Annotated in this window: 20 protein-coding genes; 19 read left to right on the forward strand and 1 reads right to left on the reverse strand. The window is 35.8% G+C overall.

The window, feature by feature from the left end:
• The first annotated feature begins 5 nt into the window (after window positions 1-5).
• Window positions 6-1,385, forward strand: coding sequence for an acetyl-CoA carboxylase biotin carboxylase subunit (gene accC, locus H9636_RS05450; protein WP_191706615.1), 1,380 nt, complete (start codon window positions 6-8; stop codon window positions 1,383-1,385).
• Window positions 1,386-1,792: 407 nt separating this feature from the next.
• On the opposite strand, the gene H9636_RS05455 is transcribed toward accC, so the two are convergent.
• A complete protein-coding gene (locus H9636_RS05455) occupies window positions 1,793-2,338 on the reverse strand; it encodes a CBO0543 family protein (RefSeq protein ID WP_191706616.1) in 546 nt (181 codons plus the stop codon).
• 363 nt (window positions 2,339-2,701) lie between these two features.
• On the opposite strand from H9636_RS05455, the gene H9636_RS05460 reads away from it, so the two are divergent.
• The 18 genes from H9636_RS05460 to H9636_RS05545 all read left to right on the forward strand — a co-directional run bounded on the left by H9636_RS05460 (window position 2,702) and on the right by H9636_RS05545 (window position 21,142).
• Window positions 2,702-3,685, forward strand: a complete 984-nt coding sequence (locus H9636_RS05460) for an LLM class flavin-dependent oxidoreductase (RefSeq protein ID WP_225230091.1) — start codon at window positions 2,702-2,704, stop codon at window positions 3,683-3,685.
• 138 nt (window positions 3,686-3,823) lie between these two features.
• A complete protein-coding gene (locus tag H9636_RS05465) occupies window positions 3,824-4,228 on the forward strand; it encodes an Asp23/Gls24 family envelope stress response protein (RefSeq protein ID WP_191706618.1) in 405 nt (134 codons plus the stop codon).
• A gap of 133 nt (window positions 4,229-4,361) precedes the next feature.
• Window positions 4,362-4,595, forward strand: a complete 234-nt coding sequence (gene tlp / locus H9636_RS05470) for a small acid-soluble spore protein Tlp (protein ID WP_191706619.1) — start codon at window positions 4,362-4,364, stop codon at window positions 4,593-4,595.
• A gap of 222 nt (window positions 4,596-4,817) precedes the next feature.
• On the forward strand, window positions 4,818-6,308 hold the full coding sequence (gene glpK / locus H9636_RS05475) for a glycerol kinase GlpK (RefSeq protein WP_191706620.1): 1,491 nt from the start codon (window positions 4,818-4,820) through the stop codon (window positions 6,306-6,308).
• Between the two features lie 187 nt (window positions 6,309-6,495).
• On the forward strand, window positions 6,496-6,879 hold the full coding sequence (gene nusB / locus H9636_RS05480; RefSeq protein WP_191706621.1) for a transcription antitermination factor NusB: 384 nt from the start codon (window positions 6,496-6,498) through the stop codon (window positions 6,877-6,879).
• 24 nt (window positions 6,880-6,903) lie between these two features.
• Window positions 6,904-7,764: a bifunctional methylenetetrahydrofolate dehydrogenase/methenyltetrahydrofolate cyclohydrolase FolD gene (gene folD / locus H9636_RS05485; RefSeq protein ID WP_191706622.1), complete on the forward strand. Its 861-nt coding sequence runs from the start codon at window positions 6,904-6,906 to the stop codon at window positions 7,762-7,764.
• 205 nt (window positions 7,765-7,969) lie between these two features.
• On the forward strand, window positions 7,970-9,319 hold the full coding sequence (gene xseA / locus H9636_RS05490) for an exodeoxyribonuclease VII large subunit (protein ID WP_191706623.1): 1,350 nt from the start codon (window positions 7,970-7,972) through the stop codon (window positions 9,317-9,319).
• Window positions 9,316-9,549 carry an exodeoxyribonuclease VII small subunit gene (locus tag H9636_RS05495; RefSeq protein ID WP_318240997.1) on the forward strand — a complete coding sequence of 78 codons (234 nt, stop codon included), beginning with the start codon at window positions 9,316-9,318 and terminating at the stop codon, window positions 9,547-9,549. The genes xseA and H9636_RS05495 overlap by 4 nt, the downstream gene beginning before the upstream one ends.
• Before the next feature lie 2 nt (window positions 9,550-9,551).
• Window positions 9,552-10,436, forward strand: coding sequence for a polyprenyl synthetase family protein (locus H9636_RS05500; protein ID WP_191706625.1), 885 nt, complete (start codon window positions 9,552-9,554; stop codon window positions 10,434-10,436).
• 91 nt (window positions 10,437-10,527) lie between these two features.
• Window positions 10,528-12,432, forward strand: a complete 1,905-nt coding sequence (dxs, locus tag H9636_RS05505) for a 1-deoxy-D-xylulose-5-phosphate synthase (protein ID WP_191706626.1) — start codon at window positions 10,528-10,530, stop codon at window positions 12,430-12,432.
• On the forward strand, window positions 12,429-13,247 hold the full coding sequence (locus tag H9636_RS05510) for a TlyA family RNA methyltransferase (RefSeq protein ID WP_191706627.1): 819 nt from the start codon (window positions 12,429-12,431) through the stop codon (window positions 13,245-13,247). Before dxs ends, H9636_RS05510 begins: the two co-directional genes overlap by 4 nt.
• 153 nt (window positions 13,248-13,400) lie before the next feature.
• Window positions 13,401-13,850: a transcriptional regulator AhrC/ArgR gene (gene ahrC, locus H9636_RS05515; protein WP_191706628.1), complete on the forward strand. Its 450-nt coding sequence runs from the start codon at window positions 13,401-13,403 to the stop codon at window positions 13,848-13,850.
• Between the two features lie 62 nt (window positions 13,851-13,912).
• The gene (gene recN, locus H9636_RS05520; RefSeq protein WP_191706629.1) at window positions 13,913-15,622 is read left to right on the forward strand and encodes a DNA repair protein RecN; all 1,710 of its coding nucleotides are present in this window, start codon (window positions 13,913-13,915) and stop codon (window positions 15,620-15,622) included.
• Between the two features lie 169 nt (window positions 15,623-15,791).
• Window positions 15,792-16,742: a SpoIVB peptidase S55 domain-containing protein gene (locus H9636_RS05525; protein ID WP_191706630.1), complete on the forward strand. Its 951-nt coding sequence runs from the start codon at window positions 15,792-15,794 to the stop codon at window positions 16,740-16,742.
• 286 nt (window positions 16,743-17,028) lie between these two features.
• Window positions 17,029-17,820: a sporulation transcription factor Spo0A gene (gene spo0A, locus H9636_RS05530; protein WP_191706631.1), complete on the forward strand. Its 792-nt coding sequence runs from the start codon at window positions 17,029-17,031 to the stop codon at window positions 17,818-17,820.
• 471 nt (window positions 17,821-18,291) lie between these two features.
• Window positions 18,292-18,729, forward strand: coding sequence for a phage holin family protein (locus H9636_RS05535; RefSeq protein WP_225230092.1), 438 nt, complete (start codon window positions 18,292-18,294; stop codon window positions 18,727-18,729).
• Window positions 18,730-18,827: 98 nt separating this feature from the next.
• Window positions 18,828-20,399 (forward strand): DUF342 domain-containing protein, encoded by a 1,572-nt coding sequence (locus H9636_RS05540; RefSeq protein WP_191706633.1) that lies wholly within the window; start codon window positions 18,828-18,830, stop codon window positions 20,397-20,399.
• The gene (locus H9636_RS05545) at window positions 20,399-21,142 is read left to right on the forward strand and encodes a glycerophosphodiester phosphodiesterase (protein WP_191706634.1); all 744 of its coding nucleotides are present in this window, start codon (window positions 20,399-20,401) and stop codon (window positions 21,140-21,142) included. Before H9636_RS05540 ends, H9636_RS05545 begins: the two co-directional genes overlap by 1 nt.
• The last annotated feature ends 24 nt before the right edge of the window (window positions 21,143-21,166 follow it).

Raw genomic sequence — 21,166 nt, forward strand, 5'->3', positions numbered from 1 at the left:
CTATTATGAAAAAAGTTTTAATTGCAAACCGCGGTGAAATTGCAGTACGTATTATTCGTGCATGTAAAGAACTAGGTATTGAAACCGTTGCGGTATATTCCGAAGCAGATGCAAATGCACTTCATGTAAAATTAGCAGATGAGGCGTATTGTATCGGACCAAAATTATCAAAAGACTCTTATTTAAGCTTCCCAGCAGTACTAGGGGTAGCTCAAAAAACAGGTGTAGATGGCATTCACCCAGGTTACGGTTTTTTAGCGGAAAATGCTGATTTTGCTGAAGCTTGTGAAAATGCAGGAATTAAGTTTATTGGTCCTTCATCTGATTCGATCAAAATTATGGGAATTAAAGACGTTGCTCGCAGTACGATGGAAGAAGCGGGAGTACCACTTGTTCCTGGGACAGGCATCGTCCCAGATATTGAAACGGGTAAAAAATGGGCACAAGAAATTGGCTACCCGGTTATTATTAAAGCGACTGCTGGTGGCGGCGGTAAAGGTATTCGTGTTGCGCGTACGGAAGAAGACCTTGTAAAAGGAATCGAGATTACGCAAAAAGAAGCAGCTGCGGCTTTCGGTAATCCTGGTGTCTATTTAGAAAAGTTCATTGAATACTTCCGTCACTGCGAAATTCAAGTGTTAGCTGATTCTTTTGGAAATGTTGTCCATTTAGGTGAGCGGGATTGTACTGTTCAACGCCGTATGCAGAAGCTTGTAGAAGAAGCTCCATCACCTGCATTATCAGAAGAACGTCGTGCTGAAATGGGGGCTGCGGCTGTTAAAGCTGCACAAGCTTGTAACTATGAAGGTGCGGGTACAATTGAATTTATTTACGATTACCAAGCAGATAAATTTTACTTCATGGAAATGAATACGCGTATCCAAGTAGAGCATCCAGTAACAGAAATGATAACGGGTGTTGATTTAGTTCAACAACAATTAAAAATTGCAGCTGGAGAGGCGCTTCCATTTACACAAGAAGATATTAAAATCAATGGTTGGGCAATCGAATGCCGTATAAATGCTGAAAATGCGTATAAAAACTTTATGCCTTCAGCAGGTACCGTTGAAACGTATATTACACCAGGTGGTTATGGAGTTCGTATTGATTCAGCAGTATATGCTGGATACACAATTCCGCCATACTATGATTCGATGGTTGCTAAATTAATTGTTCATGCGGATTCTCGAGATGAAGCAATTGCTAAAATGAATCGTGCTTTAAGTGAATTTGAAGTGGCCGGACCTGGTATTCATACAACGATTCCGTTCCATCAAGCTTTAATGAACAATGAAGTATTCCAATCTGGAAAATTCAATACGAAGTTCCTTGAGGAAAATGATTTATTAAATACGGCTAAAAAAGAAGAAGTACCGAATAAATAAAACTGATGAATAGAACGAAATAAAAAATTACGATATGTTTTACCTCCTAACCTAAATTAGGTTAGGGGGTTTATTTTATGGCTAAAAAAAGACAAAGAATTAATATGCTTGATTTAAAAGATGTTATATAAGAATCGCTTGAAATCGATAAATGAAGTGCTTGAATCTTATCTTATGATGATTGCACTTCAGTTTTAGTGAATCCTTCACAAATTAAATCAAATATGGAAAGACGAAAAGTTAAGAGATTCTTCCTTGTAGGTTACAGCCATGCAAAAAGTTTTTAATGACGGTATTTATTAACCAACCTAGACTAGAAAGACGCCTAGTTGTTGGGCCCGGTTTTTTTATTTTAGTTTGTTAAAATTGAATTAAAAAATTCTAGTGTTAAACATTGTATTACGAAGCTATTGATAATTCTTGTCCAGTTGTTTGAATTTATTGATTATCCATCTAAGTACCGTAGCGATGAGAAAATAAGGGACCAATGAATAGATATGTTTCCATTGAATGGGTTCATATACCTTTAACCACACCAATATCGATTCCAAAGGAAATGCGAATATAAATGCATTGATTGCAGCGGCAATTAGAAAGGTTTTCCATGTTTTAAAATACTGATAAATCACCATATAAATAATAGGCATTTGTAGTCTGTGTATTTCAAAAGGTAAATGCATAGGTGTTATTGTAATTGGGTAATGCCAAAAATCTAACCAAACTCCTAATACGTCTGCGTATATGGCTACTGTCCCGACAAAAAATCCATAGGTGATAATCTCGAATATTCTTTTTTTATCTAAAATAATAATCCATACAATAAATATACCAATAGATGTAATTAAAAGAATCCACCAACTCAAAGTATATACGTTTTCACTTAACCAATACTCTGTTTTTGTATGTCTATACTGTTCTGTTATTTCAAGAACGTCCTGCCAGGTTGGTTGCATTTCAATCCTCCTAACCTATATGTAATACCCAATTATTATATTGAATGCTTTGCTGCCTACGTATGTATGATGGTTGTAGAAAATCATCAATAACCAATCAGTGAGTATCCTAAATTCCATCTTGATCCATGCTGAATAAAGTCTATATTTAAAGTATTTGGAATCTGGAAAATTCAATACGAAGTTCTTAAAGGAAAATGATTATTAAATGCGGCAAAAAAAGAAGAAGTACCGTATAAATAAAATGTTCATTAAAAATGACGATCTCCTAAATTGAGGTAGTCATTTTTTTGTCCCGAGACGAAATAAATGAATACTTCTACAGTTCGTTTTATACTATCAATATGGAAGGGGGAGTTACAGTTGTTACCAAAATTATCTGTACTCGATTTAGCGCCTGTTTTAGAGGGGCAAACGCCAGCTAATTCTTTTCAAAATAGTAGAGAATTAATCCAGACTGCTGAGAAGTCTGGTTATAATCGTTATTGGGTGGCAGAACATCATAATATGCAAGGGATTGCAAGCTCTGCTACACCCGTTTTAATAGGATATTTAGCCGCTGCAACAAGTACGATTCGGGTTGGTTCAGGAGGAATTATGTTACCAAACCATTCCCCACTCGTTGTGGCTGAACAATTCGGAACATTAGAATCCATGTATCCAGGTCGAATCGATTTAGGTTTAGGAAGAGCGCCTGGTTCAGATATGCTCACAGCTCGTGCATTACGCCGAGATGATAGAGGAGCTTATGAGTTTGATCGTTTAGTAGATGAATTAAGAGGCTATTTTGAAGATATTGAACGACCTGTTATAGCCGTACCTGGGAAAGGGATGTCCATTCCAATCTGGTTATTAGGGTCTAGTCTTTATAGTGCTCAATTGGCTGGACGACTTGGATTACCTTATTCATTTGCAAGTCACTTTGCTCCAGATCTTTTAGATGATGCCCTTCATACTTATAGAAGAAACTTTATACCTTCGAAAGTATTAGATCAACCTTATGTCATGGTAGCTGTCAATGCAGTAGTTGCAGATACCGATGAAGAAGGGGAATATTTAGCTAGTACATTATTCCAACAGTTTTTAGGAATCATTAAAGGTCAACGGGGTAAAACCCAACCACCAAGGGAAATGGCAAATCTTTGGACAGAAGATGAAAAGAAAGTAGTATTCCAACAACTGAAATATACATTCTTCGGTTCACAACAAACAGTATATGACCAATTATTAGATTTCCTTCGCCATCGTGAACTAGATGAATTGATGATCAATAGTCCGATTTACGATATTGAAAAACGTAAAGCTTCTTATGAATATTTGGCAAGCATTTGGAAAGAACACGAGTAAAATATTATTTAGAAAAAACGTATTCGGTAAAGCGTTAATGAAAAAAATAAGGTATAATATATTGTAAATAGAAATCTTTGTGAATTCTGTCATTTTAATAAAACTCGACAATTTGCAGAGTAAGAGAGGATGAAGAAGATGGCTGAGAAAGTAGCAAAAGCTTTCATACAACCAACTCCTTCTGGTAAAGAAGAACTTGGTCAAATCGAAGTAGCTCCTGAAGTGATTGAAGTAATCGCAGGGATTGCCACAACAGAAATTGATGGTGTTGCTGCCACTAGAGGGAACTTTGCATCAGGTGTTGCAGAACGTCTAGGAAAAAAAGTGCATTCGAAAGGTGTTAAAGCAACCATTTCAGAAGATGGACAAATTATAATGGATGTATTTTGTTCAGTAAAATATGGCTACTCCATTCCAAAAGTAGCAAAGGAAATCCAAACAGCCATTCGTCAAGCAATCTTTAATATGACGTCGATTGATACGAATGAAGTAAATGTTCATATTACTGCTATTCAATTCGAAAACTCAAAAGAAGACGAATAATTCAACAAATGTTAGAGCTCTTTCTTCATATAAGAAAGGGCTCTTTTTTATTCCTTAAAAAATGCAGATACCGTATAAACATAGGAAATGGAACCAAACTAATCCCGTAAAATAAAAAAGGAGGCATTATCAAATGGCAAATAATCGTAAGCCTAATCCAGATGATCGATCAGATAATGTAGAGAAGTTACAAAGTATGGTCCACAACACACTTGAAAATATCGAAGCAGCAGAAGAAACAATGGGGTTTTCAAGCCCAGAAGAAAAAGCGAAAATTCAGGCGAAAAATGAACGCCGTAAGCAAGCTTTAGAAGGCTTCAGAGAAGAAATTAAAGATGAAGCAGCAAATCGTCAACAAGGGAAATAGGATTTAGTAATTTTAATCATCGAAATGTATGGATGAGTTCGTATGGAAAGAAGTAATAATCGAAAAAGTATCAACTAGCAAACAGATTCAAAGGAGAGTATGTCATTTTGGACATACTCTTTTTTAGAATACTAAGTATTCTAATGTTCGGAAACAGTGGTATCCTATTTAATGGATCAAACATACATAAAGTTTGGAATTTCTTTTTGGAGGGAAGGCATTTTGAAAAAATATATTTTATCACTAGATCAAGGAACGACAAGTTCCCGAGCTATTTTATTTAATAAAGAGGGAAAGGTGGAACATATTTCCCAACGAGAATTTAAACAACATTTTCCGCAAAATGGCTGGGTAGAGCATAATGCAAATGAAATATGGAGTTCCATACTATCTGTCATTGCAACTGTGCTATCAGAAAAAAATATCCGACCTGAACAAATTGAAGGAATTGGGATTACAAATCAACGGGAAACTACAGTTGTATGGGATAAAACAACAGGAGAACCGATTTATCATGCCATTGTTTGGCAATCTCGCCAAACTTCACAAATATGTAATGAACTATTAGAGCAAGGATACGGAGAGTTATTCCAACAAAAAACGGGGCTAATTATCGATCCGTATTTTTCTGGTACGAAAGTGAAATGGATATTGAATCATGTAGAAGGTGCTAGAGAAAAAGCAGAAAAAGGTGAGTTGCTTTTTGGAACCATTGATAGTTGGATTATATGGAAGCTTACAGAGGGTACTGTTCATGTAACGGACTATTCGAACGCTTCTAGGACGTTAATGTATAACATTTTTGAACTAAAATGGGATGAACAATTGTTACAAATTCTCGACATTCCTTCTTCGATGTTACCGGAAGTACGCCCTTCATCTGAAATATACGGTTATGTTTCCAAAAGTCATTTCTTCGGTGTGGAAGTGCCTATTGCAGGAATTGCGGGAGACCAACAAGCAGCGCTTTTTGGGCAGGCTTGTTTTGAATCTGGCATGGTGAAAAATACATATGGCACTGGATGTTTTATGTTAATGAATACAGGGGAGAAAGCCGTTTGTTCCAATCACGGATTACTAACAACAATCGCTTGGGGTATTGATGGGAAAGTGGAATATGCTTTGGAAGGGAGTATTTTTGTTGCTGGATCAGCCATTCAATGGTTACGTGATGGATTAAGAATGTTCCGGGATTCCAGTGAAAGTGAACGATATGCGGAGAAAGTACCAAGTACAGAAGGAGTTTACGTCGTTCCTGCTTTCGTAGGATTAGGTACGCCTTATTGGGATAGTGATGTGAGGGGAGCTGTTTTTGGTCTTACCCGTGGAACAACAAAGGAGCATTTCATTCGCGCTACGTTAGAATCCCTTGCTTATCAAACGAAAGATGTTTTGAGTGCTATGGAGGCAGATTCAGAACTTTCTTTGAAATCGTTACGAGTAGATGGCGGCGTTGTAAAAAATAATCTTTTAATGCAATTCCAAGCGGATATTTTATCTGTTCCAGTTGAACGGCCAGCGATAAATGAAACGACGGCATTAGGAGCAGCTTATTTAGCCGGGTTAGCAGTTGGTTTTTGGAAAAATAAAGAGGAAATTTCGAAGTATTGGAATATCGGCAAAAAATTTAATCCTGAAATGGATGAGGCGAAAAAGGAAGCATTGTATGAAGGTTGGAAAAAGGCAGTCAAAGCTGCACAAAGTTTCAAATAATAATTTTAAATAAGGAATCCCAAAGACAGTGTGTTTTCCTTTAGTCGGAAAGTGAAGGAAAATGCTACGAAACTTAATAAATATCATATGACTGTTCCTATTTTTTAAAAGTTCGTTTGAAGCTGTGTTAGAATAGCTAAAATATGTTATTATAGGACTTAATGTTACTAATGAAGGAGATTTATACATGAAACGACATGATGCGCGCGAAAAAGCGGTGCAAGTACTGTTTCAGTTAGACAACACAGATCTAACATTACAGGAAGCGATTGGACACGTACTAAATGAAGAAGAATCCGATGCATTTTTTGATCAATTAGTACACGGTGTTACCGAAAATCAAAAAGAAATTGACGAAAAGCTTAGTCAAAACTTAGAAAACTGGTCTTTAGGCCGTTTACCTAAAATTGAAAGAACGGTATTAAGATTAGCTGTTTATGAATTACAATTTATGCAAGATACACCTAGCCGTGTTGTTTTAAACGAAGCGATTGAGCTTTGTAAAACTTTTGGTGATGAAAAATCAAGCAAATTTGTCAATGGTGTTCTATCAAAATTCACACAACAATAGTCCTTTGAAAGGAAGTATCAGAAGATGTCTAGTGCAATCATTAACGGAAAAGAAATTGGCCAAGAAATTCGAAAATCAATTGCCGAGCGAGTGCAATTGTTAAAAGAACAAGGAGTGACACCAGGATTAGCGGTTATTTTAGTCGGCAACAATCCAGCGTCACAAACTTATGTTCGAAATAAACAAAAATCTTGTGAAGCAATTGGGATTTTCTCCGAACTGATTCAACTACCGGAAGAGGTAACAGAGGAAGAATTACTTGTGCAAATTCGTTCATTAAATAATCGCAATGATATTCATGGAATTTTAGTACAATTACCTTTACCAAAACATATCGATGAAGACAAAGTTATCGCAACGATTTCCCCAGATAAAGATGTAGACGGCTTCTCCCCGGTAAGTGTAGGGAAAATGATGTTAGGCCAAGAGACATATTTACCATGTACGCCATTTGGTGTAATGAAATTACTTGAATATTCAGGGATAGACATCGCTGGTAAACATGCAGTTGTTGTTGGTCGAAGCCACATCGTTGGTAAACCAATGGGACAACTGTTACTTCAAAAAGACGCTACTGTTACATATACACATTCTAAAACACCGGACTTACCTTCTATCACAAAGCAAGCGGATATTTTAATCGCAGCTGTTGGAAGAGCGAATTTTATTACAAAAGAGCATGTGAAACCAGGTGCTGTTGTCATTGATGTAGGGATAAACCGTGATGAAAACAATAAGTTAACTGGAGATGTAGATTTTAATGCAGTTGATGGAATCGCATCCCATATTACACCTGTTCCTGGTGGTGTCGGCCCTATGACGATTACAATGTTACTTTTTAACACTGTACAATCAGCAGAGAACACCTTAGCACAGGACAAATAAGTTGAAAACATGTAAACTATAGAGACAGAAGCTGTTTTTCTGCGCGGATATGATTCTAAGACTTCCGCATAAGAAAATACATCAATTTGCACCAAATGGTGATAAATTGTGTTTTTCTAAAGAGAAACAGCTTTTCTTTTGGAATGAAATTTTTATATTCATAGTTTCATACAAATATTAATTTTAAGTTGGAGGAGCCGTACATATGACAACGTCTTCTTATTTAACCGTGAAAGCCCTAACAAAATATATAAAACGTAAATTCGATGCAGATCCTCATTTACGTGAAGTGTATGTAAAAGGTGAGCTCTCCAATGTAAAAATACATAGTTCTGGCCATATATACTTTACTTTAAAAGATGATGCAGCAAGAATTACTGCGGCCATGTTTCGTACACAAGCAAGTAAGTTGAAATTTAAACCTGAAGAAGGCATGCAGGTTTATATTCGTGGGGAAGTCAATGTGTACGAATCATCAGGGATTTACCAATTGTATGTGCAAACAATGGAACCCGATGGCGTAGGTGGATTGTTTGTTGCTTTTAATCAATTAAAAGAAAGATTGCAAAAGGAAGGGTTTTTTAATCCGAATTTTAAGCAACCGATTCCAAAATTTCCGAATACCGTTGGCGTATTGACTGCAACGACAGGGGCAGCTATTCGAGATATTTGTACAACGATTAACAGACGTTACCCGTTGGCGGAAATTATTATTTATCCGACAGTTGTCCAAGGCGAAAATGCAGCTCCAAATATTGCAAAAAATATCCAATTGGCAAACAAGCAACAATTATGTGACGTGTTAATTGTAGGACGTGGTGGAGGTTCGATTGAAGATTTATGGGCATTTAATGAAGAAATGGTTGCCCAAGCAATTTTTGAAAGTAGAATTCCTATCATCAGTGCGGTAGGACATGAAACGGATATGACAATTGCAGACTTTGTTGCTGACCTCCGTGCACCAACACCTACTGCAGCAGCTGAACTAGCTGTTCCAAACCAACATGAATTAATTCAACGAATCTTATCGAATCAGTCAAGATTGCATCAAATGACTTCATCTCGCGTGCAATTTGAAAGAAGTCGTTTAAAGAAGCTGCAAAATGCTTATCCGTTAGCAACACCTGAAAGACTTTACCGTCCATTTACAGAAAAAATTGTGCAGTTAGATATGCAACTAGGTCGATCCTCACAAATGTATTTAATGAAAAAATATAATGCATTGCAAAAATTGGATTCGACGATTAAATCCTATTCACCTGAAAATGAAATTCAGTATCACTATAAACAAATTAATCAAATGACGGAATTGTTAACTCGTAACGTTCAGTCACTATTGCAAAAAAAGAAAGATCAGCATAGTTCGAATATCCGAACATTAGAGGCATTAAACCCTTTATCGATTATGACAAGAGGGTATAGTGTAACTTATAAAGATCAACAAGTCGTTAAATCAGTTACACAATTAACGGCGGATGAAGAAATCGACATTCATTTCCATGATGGGAAAGCGCAAGCAAAAATTATTAAAACTCTTGAAGGTGGGGGAAGATAATGAAAAAACAACAGTCCTTTGCAGAAGCTATGTCCGAACTAGAGGAAATTGTACGTAAGCTGGAACAAGGTGACGTCCCTTTAGAGGAAGCGATTGATTTATATAAAAATGGGATGGAATTATCCCATTTTTGTCATGAAAAGTTACAAAGTGCAGAGAAACAATTAATCTCGATAGTAAACGATCAAGGTGAGAAACAACCTTTTGAACCAACAAACGGAGAGGAATAACTATGTCAAATCGTATAAAGGAATTTATTGCAGATAATTTACCTAAAATTGAGCATGAGTTATACTCATTAGTTCAATGTATTAAAGCACCTGAACAATTAAAAGAATCGATGCTTTATTCACTAAAAGCTGGCGGGAAAAGAATTCGTCCACTTTTTGTTTTAGCTGTATGTGATTTGTTTCAAAATAAACAACAAGAAGCATATACAGTCGGTGCAGCCCTTGAAATGATTCATACATATTCACTTATCCATGATGATTTACCAAGTATGGATAATGATGATATGCGTCGCGGCAAACCGACAAATCATATCGTTTTCGGTGAAGCATTAGCAACTTTAGCAGGTGATGCATTAAACACATTAAGTTTCGGGATATTAGCTCGAATGGAAAACGTTCCATCAGAACAACGAGTTGAGTTAATCAACTTATTAAGTGTTGCTTCAGGTGCTGAAGGAATGGTTGGAGGACAAGTATTAGATATCGATGGGGAAACACGCCAATTAAATTTACCTGAGCTGGAGCATGTCCATATTAATAAAACAGGTGCGATTTTACGCTTTAGTATCGAATCAGGTGCTGTTTTATCTAACGCAAGTGAAGAAGAACGGTTTGCATTAGTGGAATATGCCCACCATATCGGTTTAGCTTTCCAAATCCAAGATGACATTTTAGATATCATTGCCACTTCCGAAGAACTTGGAAAAACCGCTGGTAAAGATGAGAAAAGTAATAAGAGTACTTACCCAGCATTACTTTCCCTTGAAGGAGCGAAGCAAAAGCTAGAAGAACACTATCATTTTGCCCTTGAAGCGTTAGAAAGAGTGGAGAAGGACACTTCGTTATTACAAGAATTTGCCGAATATATTGTTCATCGAAATAATTAAAAAATAGTAAATTCTTTTGATTAAAAGTTTTCACTGGTATAATAGTAAAAACGTTTTCTTTGATTAATAATTATGAAAAGGTGTGTGTGAGATGGATTTAACCAAAATAACTAGTCCATCCTTTTTGAAAAATATGAATAAAAAAGAGTTAGAGTCGCTAGCAAGTGATATTCGCTCTTTTCTTATTGAAAAATGTTCGATTACAGGGGGACATATTGGCCCAAACCTAGGTGTTGTTGAGTTAACGATCGCATTGCATAAAGCTTTTAATAGTCCGAAGGATAAATTTTTATGGGATGTAGGGCACCAAGCCTATGTTCATAAAATTTTAACGGGTCGTGCAGATCAATTTGATACGTTACGACAATTCAAAGGTCTAAGTGGCTTTCCGAAGCGCAGTGAAAGTGAACACGACGAATGGGAAACTGGGCATAGTTCCACGTCCCTTTCTGCTGCGATGGGTATGGCGATTGCTCGTGATATTAAAAAAGAAAAAAATTATGTTATTCCGATTATTGGTGACGGTGCATTAACAGGTGGAATGGCTTTAGAAGCGCTTAACCATATTGGACATGAAAAAAAGAATATGATTGTGATTCTAAATGACAATGAAATGTCCATAGCGCCAAACGTCGGTGCATTACACAATATTTTAGGTCGACTACGTACAGCCAAAGAGTATTCAAAGGCAAAAGAGGAACTGGAAGTACTATTGAAAAAAATTCCTGTTTTAGGTGGGAAAGTTGCGAGTACTGCTGAACGGGTAAAAGACAGTTTAAAATATTTAGTTGTCTCAGGTGTATTCTTTGAAGAAATGGGCTTTAAATATTTAGGGCCAATTGATGGACATGATTTTGATGCCTTAGATAAGTCATTAGAATATGCAAAAAAAGTAAAAGGTCCAGTTATTGTTCACGTCATTACGAAAAAAGGAAAAGGGTATAAACCAGCTGAAGAAGATACTGTAGGTACATGGCATGGTACGGGTCCTTATAAAATGGAAACAGGTGACTTTGTTAAATCTTCTGCAAAAGGTCCAAGTTGGAGCGGGTTAGTTTCAGAATCTGTTCGGAAGTTAATGGAAGATGATGAACGAATTGTTGCAATCACTCCAGCGATGCCGGTTGGTTCAAAAATGGAAGGAATTCAACGGTCATTCCCTGATCGATTTTTTGATGTCGGTATTGCTGAACAGCATGCGACGACGATGGCTGCTGGGATTGCTACACAAGCGATGAAACCATATTTAGCTATTTACTCTACTTTCCTACAACGGGCGTATGATCAAGTATTACATGATATTGCAAGACCAAACTTAAACGTTTTTATTGGAATTGATCGTGCTGGTTTAGTTGGGGCAGATGGGGAAACTCATCAAGGCGTATTCGATATTGCTTTCTTAAGACATTTACCGAATATGGTCCTCATGATGCCAAAGGATGAAAATGAAGGTCAACATATGGTGAAAACGGCGATTGAATATAATGACGGTCCGATTGCTTTACGATATCCACGTGGTAACGGCTACGGGGTACCGATGGATAAGGAAATGAAAACTATTCCAATCGGTAGCTGGGAAGTACTAAAAGAAGGTAAAGATGTAGCAATTTTAACTTTTGGTACGACGATTCCGACGGCGATGGATGCTGCAAAGGAATTGGAACAAGCAGGAATCGATGTTAAAGTTGTCAATGCCCGTTTCATTAAACCGTTAGATGTTGACATGCTTCACGAGTTATTAGTGAAAAAAGTTCCAATCCTAACGATTGAAGAAGCTGTTCTTCAAGGAGGCTTTGGTAGTGCTGTCCTTGAGTTTGCTAGTGAAAACAAATACTTAGATGTGGAAATTGACCGAATGGGTATTCCAGATCAATTTATTGAACAAGGTAGCGTTGATTTGTTATTGGAAGAAATTCATCTTACAAAAGAAGAAGCAGTAGAACGCCTTCGAAAGTTGGCGAATAGTAACAAAAAAGTAGGAACAAAATTAGTATGACAAAACAAATCAAAGAACGGGTGGACATATTACTTGTTGAAAGAGGATTATGTGAAACTCGTGAAAAAGCAAAGCGCTCAATTATGGCGGGATTAGTTTATTCCAATGAAACCCGAATCGATAAAGCGGGTGAAAAAATTTCAATAGATGCCCCTCTTCAAGTGAAAGGTTCCCAACTGAAATATGTCAGTCGTGGAGGCCTAAAACTAGAAAAGGCGTTAGAAATATTTGACATGACGGTTGAAGGGAAATTGATGTTAGACATTGGTTCTTCTACTGGTGGTTTTACCGATTGTGCTTTACAAAATGGGGCAAAACATTGTTATGCTCTAGACGTTGGATCCAATCAGCTTGCTTGGAAAATTCGTTCGGATGAACGGGTAACTGTCATGGAGAAAACAAACTTTCGTTATTCGAAACCGGAAGACTTTACTGAAGGGTTGCCGGAATTTGCAACGATTGATGTCTCTTTTATTTCCCTGTCGTTAATATTACCTGTTTTAAAAACAATTTTATTGCCAGGTGGAGATGTAATGGCACTAGTGAAGCCACAATTTGAAGCTGGCCGTGAAAATGTAGGAAAAAAAGGCATTGTTCGTGATCCGAAAATCCATTTAGATGTTTTAGAAGAAACGGCGAAAATGGCAACGGAAATCGGTTTTATTGTCAAAAATGCTTCCTATTCTCCAATTACAGGTGGGGAAGGAAATATTGAATTTTTATTCCATTTAGTTAATCCGAAAGACGATGAAGAAGTAGAACCTTTTACGAACTTTAAAGATGTCGTAGAAGCAGCACATAGTGAATTAAAATAAATTCTATAAATTCTATAAATGGTATACATGATAATTTATGATACCCAAAATAAGTGGGTGACTCTTCATATAAGGGTCATCCACTTTTTCTTGAGGTTTTATAGGTGGAATGTTAGTATAAATATACATATATATTCATAAGAGGTGAACAGGATGAATAAAGGGCAACGTCATATGAGAATCCGTGAAATTGTAACAAATAATGAAATTGAAACACAAGATGAATTAGTTGATCGTCTAAAACAAAATGGATATAACGTTACACAGGCAACTGTTTCAAGGGATATAAAAGAATTACATTTAGTAAAAGTACCTCTTCAAGATGGCCGTTATAAATACAGTCTTCCTGCAGATCAACGTTTTAATCCATTGCAAAAACTACAAAGAGCATTAGCAGATTCTTTCGTAAGCATTGATGGCGTATCACATTTTTTAATGTTAAAATCTTTACCAGGGAATGGGAATGCGATTGCGGTCCTGATCGATCATTTAGAATGGAAAGAGATATTAGGAACCCTTTCAGGAGATGATACGATTCTTATTATTTGCCGTAGAGAAGAAGATCGTGAAATTGTAAGAGAACGTATTTTAGATTTACTATAATGAAATCAATCTCATAGATTTTATTAATCTAGTATAAGGGTAATTTAAGAGGTGAAGGATTTTTGTTAAAAGAGCTTAGTATACGTAACTTTGCTATTATAGATGACTTAACAGTAGATTTTTCTGATGGTCTAACAGTTTTAACCGGTGAAACAGGTGCGGGTAAATCGATTATTATTGATGCCGTTCATTTACTTGCTGGTGGACGAGCTTCTTCAGAATTTATTCGACATGGTGCTACAAAGGCGGAACTAACCGGACTATTCATCATGACAAATGATCATCATCCAATTTATGAAAAATTAGAAGAAGTTGGACTTGAAAGTGAAGAAGGAACGATTATACTACGCCGAGATATAAATGAAAGCGGTAAAAGTGTTTGTCGGGTAAATGGTAAACTCGTTCCATTATCAGTTTTACGGGAAATTGGCGCAACATTAATTGACATTCACGGTCAACATGAAAGTCAAGAGCTGATGGATGAAAAACAACATATATATTTACTCGATCATTTTGCCCATCACGAAATAGCCGAATTGAAGGAAAAGTATACTCAAAAGTATCAAGCGTATCGTGATTTTAAACGTGAAATCGCTGCCATAAATATTGATGAGCAAAGAACGGCACAGCGAATCGATTTATATCAGTTTCAAATAAACGAACTGGAAGAAGCGAACCTTAAATTAGGAGAAGAAGAAGAATTATTAGAGGAACGTAAACGTTTATCTAACTTCCATAAAATTTTTGAGCGGGCGAATATTGCCTATGAGGCAATCTCTGGCGAATTAAAGGGTCTAGATAATATTGGTGATGCAATGAATGCATTAGAAGATATTGTTGAGATAGATGAGCAATTTAAAGATTCCTCAGAGGCTGTGACGACCTCTTTTTATGCATTACAAGATGCGGCACATCAAATTAAAAACATTATTGATGAATTAGAATTTGATCCGAATCGATTGAACGAAGTGGAGCATCGATTAGCTCAATATCAATCGATGAAAAGAAAATATGGAACGACGGTTGAAGAAATTTTACATTATTATGAAAAAATTACGGATGAACTAGTTCAATTACAAAATCGAGATGAAACAATTAAAAATAACGAAATCCAATTAGCAAAAATGGAACAAGAACTGGAACAGTTGGCCGAGCAACTTACGAGTAAAAGAAAACAATGTGCTTCGAAACTTAGCGAGGCGATTATGGGTCAATTACGCGATTTACATATGGAAAAAGCGAAGTTTATTGTTAATTTTGATTCCTTACATAGTTTTGATATGAATGGGAAAGACTATGTATCATTCTATATATCAACAAATGTTGGTGAACCGCCGAAATCATTACCAAAAATTGCATCCGGCGGAGAATTATCTCGAATTATGCTCGCTTTAAAAACGATTTTTTCTTCTTCTAATGGTATCACTTCGATTATTTTTGATGAAGTGGACACAGGTGTAAGTGGACGAGTTGCACAAGCGATTGCAGAGAAAATTGCTGCCATCTCAATTTCTTCGCAAGTACTTTGTATCTCCCATTTACCTCAAGTAGCCGCAATGGCGGACCAACATTATTTGATCCGTAAACAAGTGGAGAAAAATAGAACTTATACAACGGTTTCAAATATCGATATCCAAAATCGAATCGAAGAAATAAGTCGTATGATGGGCGGATCCGAAATTACGGATTTAACATTACAGCATGCGTCTGAACTTCTACAACTTGCTGAAATGCGTAAAAAAGAGATGAAGTTTATCAATAATCAAATTTAGTTTTCCATCGTTAGAAAAAAATATTTGTCAAATTTGAAAATAAGGAGTAGCTAAAAATAGCTACTCCTTTATCCACATTTTTTATTTGTTTAGACGACAAATATTTACCTCTCATTAATGATGTACAAGTGACACATAGTAAATGTACAAATCTTAAAGGAGGTGGACTATGAAATGCCATTTGCGTAATCTGTTGTCTTTGATCGTATTCATGGTATTTATTTTTTCGCCAAACGCAGAAGCCTTTGCGAAGAAATTAATTCCAATGGGTGAATCAATTGGGATACAGTTACAATTGCCATTTGTATACGTCGCCCACGATGTTTTATTACCAAATGGGCATTGGTTAAAGAAGGGTGACGTCATTACAGAAGTAAACGGTTCATCTGTAACATCTGTCGAAAAAATTAAAGATCAAATTTCCACAAATGAACTTACATTCTCTGTAAAACAAAAAGCACAGGAGAAACGAGAACTTTCATTAACAAGTGAACAGGCAAATAATATTATACCGTTTTTGAAAGATGAAACAGATGGCATAGGTACATTAACCTTTATAGATCCAGAGTCGAAACAATACGGTGCTTTGGGTCACCAAATTATCGATGGTGTTTTAAATGAACCACCAGATTTTCAGGATGGTTCGATTTTTTTAGCCTCCATAGAACAAATTAAGAAAAGTACTCCGGGGAACCCTGGTTATAAAATTTCGGTAATTGAAAACAATAATATTCGCTTAGGGAATGTTAAATCAAACGATATATATGGCATTTTCGGTAGCTGGGAAAGCGACTTGAAAGAAAGTTTGCGTAAACCAATTGATATCATGAACGAAGAAGATATTGAGCTCGGTAAGGCAGAACTTTATACGGCAATTGAAGGTTCTAAAGTGGAAGCCTTTGAAATAGACATAGTCAAAATTGAAGATAATTTTTTACAATTTGTCGTAACGGATAAAGAATTATTGGAAAAAACAGGCGGTATCCTGCAGGGGATGAGTGGCAGCCCAATTATACAAAAAGGACAATTTGTTGGGGCGGTGACACATATGTTTGTCGAACAACCTTCTAAAGGAGCAGCCATTACCGTAACAGAAATGTTAAAGAAAAAACCGAAATAAGCAAAAAGACTACACTTTTCATGGGAAGTGTAGTCTTTTTTTGTGATTTGTAACAAAATGATGACGTGAAATGTTTTTTACGATAGATTAATTACAGTCGATTCAAAAAATTTGTCGATAAAACATGAAACCTTCGGACTAGTTATTCATTTTTTTATAAATTAAAGGAATTTTCTAACTAATGTCGAAAATACAATTGTCAAGTATAGTAAAACTGTGGCATAAAATGAGACGGAATACTAATTAAGTAGAATACTTGTATTAATGAATCTAAGGAGGAATTTTTTTGGCGAAAGTAAAAATGGCAATTGCCGACGATAACCGAGATTTAGTCAGAACGATGGAACAATTTTTTGAAAATCATCCTGATATTGAAGTAGTAGCGACTGCAGCAAACGGTAAACTTTGTATTAAAATGTTAGAAGAATTTCAACCAGATGTATTACTGCTTGATATAATCATGCCACATTTAGATGGACTTGGCGTACTTGAGGTAATGTATAGTGACGATCGTCTTGCGAAAACTCAAGTAATCATGTTAACAGCCTTTGGACAAGAAGATGTTATGAAGCAAGCAGTTACATATGGTGCTTCCTACTTCATGTTAAAACCATTTGAATTTGATCAGCTTGTACAAAAAATATTACACTGTGCTGGACAAAAAACAGAGAGTGTAAAAAGACAAAGCATTCTTCAACCAGATGGACAAGCGAAAGTAAATCAACGGCAACTTGACACAACGATTACAGCAATTATTAAGGAAATTGGTGTTCCTGCTCATATTAAAGGCTATTCTTATTTAAGAGAAGCAATCCAAATGGTCTATTATGACATTGAATTGTTAGGTTCAGTGACTAAAATTTTATATCCAGAAATTGCGAAAAAATTCGGTACAACTCCTTCTCGTGTAGAAAGAGCGATTCGTCATGCCATTGAAGTGGCGTGGAACCGTGGGAATTATGAATCGATTTCCCAGATGTTTGGTTACACTGTCCACCATTTAAAATCAAAACCAACTAACTCAGAATTCATTGCCATGATTGCCGATAAAATTCGTATTGAATTAGTGGCAAGTTAAGGTAAACATACGAGATTGCTAGTTAAGTCTAGCATGAAAAACACTTCTAATTTCAAGGGAAATCCTTGTTTGGAAGTGTTTTTTATTATGCCAATTTTAGGCTACCAACTTAGTTTACTGTAAGGAAGAAGAATAGGATATGTACAAACAATAGTAAATCTTTCTTTTCGCTGGAGAAACAAGTTGGTGGGTAGACAAATGTGATAGATTCGACTTCTATTAGTTCATCAATAACGTACGAGATAATCGAAATGTTCATAATAGATTTTCTTAATGATAGAAAAGCCAGTTGAAATAGAAGCGGAATAAGTGCTGTTTTAAAGTGTCATAACACTTTTCCATATAGGATGACATTCTAGGGGCGCATGGAATTGCGTCTTTTTTTATCCTGAGAGGAATAAGCATACCCCTCTTCTAAACTTTAAATCAAACTAACATCTTACAATTTTTTTGACTACAAGGAGGATGAACATGAAGGAAATTTCATTTAATTCTGTTGTTTCTTTATTCGGTACATTCGTTACCTATTGGCTAGGAGGTTGGGATCAAGCGTTGAAATTTTTAGTTGCCTTTATGGTGATTGATTATATTACGGGTGTATTAGTTGCAATTAAAAAGAAAAAATTAAATAGTGATATCATGTTTTGGGGAGGTATTCGTAAAGCAGTTATCCTCATCGTCATAGCAATTGCTGTCATGTTAGATACGCTTGTCGGCAATGATCAACCATTAATAAGAACACTCGCAATTATGTATTATGTTGGCCGTGAAGGATTATCAACGATTGAAAATATTGGAGCATTAGGCGTTAAAATTCCGAGCTTTATATCAGAACCCGTTTCGAAATTGTCTAAAGTTGGCGAAGAAGAAAATGAAATCGAAAAGAAAGAAAAAAGTAAAAAAAATTAGTACTTTTTGAACAGCTGGATAAAATGTGAAAATTATCCTATAACCCTCTAAACAAAACTAGGTTTTTTGTTTATACTGGAAAAAGGGGTGATTTTCAGGTGATAATTTATACGAATGATTTTATTGAGTTACTGGAGCAAAACGGTACTGTTCTATTACAAACGAATAAAGCGGGGTTTCCGTTAAAAGAAATCGATATGATTTTACGACAATATCCTCGCATTCGTTTAACCAATTTTGCTGGATTGAAAAATGCTTTAGTAACAAAAAGTGAAGAACCTGTTGAAATTGGAAAATGGTTACCGAATATTGAATTGGAAATTGCAAAAGACCAGATGTCTGCTTCTGTCTTTATCAATGAACCAATCGATGAATTAAAAAATAATATAGAAAAAATTACATCTGATATCGATACTTTGTTAACGGAACATCATATTTGTCACGGCATTAAAGAGTTACAAATCGAACAATTAAAACCAGGTAAATCATACGTTATAGCAGAAGGTACCCCACCGATAAAGGGGGAAGATGCTAAAATTACGTATATCGAAATCCCTGAAAGAAAGCCAATCATACGTGAAGATGGAAAAGCAGATTATTTTGAGATGAATTTTGTATTAGAAATCCAAGAGGGAGATTGGGTAGGAGAGAAAACTCGGGCTCAGCTTGGGGTTGATGGCATGACGATTTTTGGTGATCCGATTCCTGCACCTCCTGGCCATGATGCTCCATTAAAATATGATCCAAAATCAATTTATGAAGTAGAAAAAGAAGATAAAATTATCCTATATGCGAATAAAACTGGAGTACTAGAAATTCACCAAGGTGTAATAGCTGTAAATAATCATCTACCAATAGATGGCGATGTTGGAATTGAAACAGGTAATATAACCTTTGATGGTTCGGTTACAATAAAAGGTACTGTCGGAACAGGTTATTCAGTTATAGCAACTGGAGATATTTCAATAGAAGGACGAGAAGGGATTACTGGTGCCAAATTAATTAAATCTGAAAGTGGAGATATTTTCATAAAAGGCGGCATTTTTGGACTTGATGAAACCATTATCGAAGCAGGGGGTAACATCTTTGTTAAGCATGTAAATAACGCTAAATTACTTGCTAAAAAAGAAATTGTCATCGGTTACTATTCAATCGGCTCGACATTATCGGCCAATTCGATTTTATTAGATGAGAATAAAGGGAAGATTATTGGTGGGGAAGCGGTTGCGAAGCAGAAAATTGTCACAGCAATTTCCGGAAATCGATTGGAACGGCGTACCGCATTAATAATTAAAAATTTAAATCGACAAACTATTTATGAACAAATACAAGAGAAAGCATCCTTGTTAAAAAAGACACAAGAAGAAATTATAGACTTTACATCTAAAATTGACAGAATAAATGCAAATAAAGATAAATTGAATGCTCAGCAACTACAAAGTTTAGAAGATTTAAAGATGGAATTAGAAAGAAAGAAAGCGATTTCAAAAGAAATTGATTTAGAAATAAAGCTATTGATGAACGAAGCAAAGGAAACGGGAAAAGAAGAAATTGTTGTAACGAAATTTGCTTATCCTGGAACAATTATTCAAATCGGTAAAAAGTCTTCCTTGTTAAATCATACAACACAAGGAAAATTCCGTTTAGAGTCTGGAGAGCTGAATGTTTAATGACAAATTGTATTCCGATATTTGCTCATCGTGGAGCTTCTGGCTATGCTTTGGAAAATACCTTGAAAGCTTTTGAAAAGGCAAGAAAACTTGGTGCTGATGGGATTGAAATTGATATTCAATTGACGAAGGATCATGAATTAATCGTTTATCATGATATGGATTTATTTCGCCTCACGGGTAAGCGGAAAAAAATCAATGAATGCACTTATAAAGAACTTTTAAATTATCCGATTGGGAAACATTTTTTCAGAAAATACTCGAAAGAACGTATTCCAACCTTTCAACAAGTTGTAGAATGGGCAAATGGATATCAGATTCCTTTAAATGTGGAGTTAAAGGAATCTTTTTTGGAAAATACCAGGCCACTTATTACAGCATTACAACGTGTTATTTTGCCTGAGGGAAGTCATTTTTCCTCCTTTCATGATGAATTACTACGCATCGTCAAAATGCAAAGACCTGATTTTCAAACGGCGTATATTGTGACGAGAAAATTTGATTGGAATCAATTACAATCACTTTCCCACATCGATGTCATCCATGCCAATAAAAAATATTATAAACCGAGTATTTTAGATGCAGTCGAAAGGGCTAAAAAGTCAATTCGATTTTACTCTGTAAATGGTAATGAGTCATTTTTATCTAACCCACATCCTTCTGTAATTGGTTGGATAACGGATTATCCAGACAAGGTAGCAAAAGCAGAAAAAAGAAAAAAAGAAAACAGACGTTCAATTTAAGGAATCGCTTGTCCTAAATTTGAA

The organism is Ureibacillus galli, from assembly GCF_014836845.1.
GTDB classification, from domain to species: Bacteria; Bacillota; Bacilli; order Bacillales_A; family Planococcaceae; genus Ureibacillus; species Ureibacillus galli.